The 640-nt window shown below is 39.4% G+C and carries 1 protein-coding gene and 1 pseudogene; both read right to left on the bottom strand.

What is annotated here, in order from left to right:
* A pseudogene (locus NE638_RS18525) lies at positions 1-234 on the bottom strand (sensor histidine kinase); the annotation flags it as partial.
* Positions 231-640: response regulator transcription factor (locus NE638_RS18520; protein ID WP_173746875.1), on the bottom strand; the 410-nt coding region annotated here is incomplete at its 5' end. The gene NE638_RS18520 and the pseudogene NE638_RS18525, both read right to left, overlap by 4 nt.

Raw genomic sequence — 640 nt, 5'->3', positions numbered from 1 at the left:
GTTGTCCAGCGTCCGGCACAAATTAGAAGTAAAATGAGAAAGGCGTTTTCCAAAAATCAGCACCAATAGCCAAATCCAGAAAAACGCACAGAGTGTCAATGTTCCACCCACTATAAAAATTCGTATATCCTGCATTATACCGCCGAAAATACCGGTAATTACCAGCATAGAGAAAACCATGCCAGCACTAACCAGTCTACAAATTTTCTTAGCAGAAAGGTTATTCAGATTCATTTCTTTTCGCCTCCTGTCCATTGATACCCCATACCATAAACCGTTTTGATATATGTGTCGCCATCCGCTTCAATCTTACTGCGAATACGGCTGATAGAAGTAGTAAGGGTATGTTCATCTACATATTTTTCATCAACATCCCACAGTTTTTCTAAAAATTGTTGGCGAGTAAGTACCTGCTTCGGATTTTTAAGAAATAGGTTCAACATTTTATATTCCATCGCAGAAAGTGCTAATGGTTTCCCGTTCAAACTTGCAAATTGTTCCGAAAAATCCAGAAACAAGCTACCATCCTCGTAAATATCCTTAGCTGGTTTGTGATGCTCCAACATAGCGAACATGGCTTTGATTTTTCGCTGCAAAGCACTAATCGAAAAAGGTTTCGTGATATAATCCACTGCACCAG

Source organism: Blautia sp. MSK.18.38, from assembly GCF_024460535.1.
GTDB classification, from domain to species: Bacteria; Bacillota; Clostridia; order Lachnospirales; family Lachnospiraceae; genus Blautia_A; species Blautia_A fusiformis.
This window is presented reverse-complemented; position numbering and strand designations above follow the sequence as displayed.